At 59.9% G+C, this 1,137-nt stretch carries 1 protein-coding gene; it reads right to left on the bottom strand.

The features are described from left to right. On the bottom strand, nucleotides 1-1,117 hold a 1,117-nt coding region (locus tag A3764_RS20235), incomplete at its 3' end, for an acyl-CoA dehydrogenase family protein (RefSeq protein WP_201722481.1). Nucleotides 1,118-1,137 lie beyond the last annotated feature (20 nt).

The raw sequence follows: 1,137 nt of genomic DNA, 5'->3' as shown, positions 1-1,137 counted from the left end.
TGGCCATCTCGGCATCACCCGCATCTGCGGCCTGCAACACGCGTGCCGTATGAAAGACCATCGAACGCCCTTGCTCGGCGGTGACCAGCATTTTCATCAGCTGCCGACGCATCAGCGGCAGGTCGATCAACTGCTTCCCAAAGGCGGTCCGGTTCTGCGAGATGAACAGGGCTTCGGACACCGCGCGCCGCATCAACCCCGCCGATCGCACGCCATTTGCCAGCCGCGACATGTTGATCATGTCGGTCATTTGCTTGAAGCCCTGCCCGGCATCACCCACCAGATAGGCCGTGGCCCCTTCCAGGGCGATTTCGCCGCTGGCCATGGACTTGGTGCCCATTTTATCTTTCAGCCGCAAAATGCGGTAGGCGTTCCTGGTCCCATTCGGCAAAATCCGCGGCAGCAGGAACAATGACAACCCGCCCGTGCCGGGGGCTGCACCTTCGGGCCGGGCAAGCACCATGCCAAGCGCGGCATCGGGATTCGAGCAGAACCACTTGTCTCCGGACAGCTTCCATTCGCCATCAACCAGCTTCGCCGTGGTTTCGATGGCCCCCACATCCGATCCGGCAAGCTGTTCGGTCATGAACATCGAGCCTTGGAAAACCTCGTCCATGTTCTGGCTGGTCAACTGGTCAAAATAGGTGTCGATCAGCTCTTTCGAGCCGAATTTGACCAATGTACGGGTCAGAGAATCCGTCATCGACAACGGACAGCACAGACCAAACTCAGCCTGCACGAACAAATAGACCAGCGCGTATTTCATCATCGGCGGCAGCGGGGTTTCGGACCCAAACACCCCTGCACGATGCGACATCGCGGCAAGGCCGAATTCCCCAAACGCATAGCGTTCCAGTTCGACATAGGCAGGGTGTTTGTGCACCGCCTCCAGATCGGCACCATTGCGGGCGCGAATTTGCAGGGTTGGCGGGTTCTTGTCCGCCGTCAGTGCCAGCTTTTCCAACGCGCTGCCAACCAAGGCGCCCATGCGGTCCAGTTCAGCAAGGTAACGCGCGTCCTGACCCAGATACAGCCGGGTCAGGTCCTGCAGCGCAGTATCGGCCGCAAAGGCGTTCAAACCGGCGCTGTCGGGGATGTTCTTGTGAATGGTCGGCATCTGGTCGTCTCCTCGGGTCG

This window comes from Sulfitobacter sp. HI0129 (assembly GCF_001635395.1).
Lineage (GTDB): Bacteria > Pseudomonadota > Alphaproteobacteria > Rhodobacterales > Rhodobacteraceae > Sulfitobacter.
The sequence above is the reverse complement of the archived record's forward strand: the minus strand, read 5'-3'. Positions and strand labels throughout refer to the sequence as shown.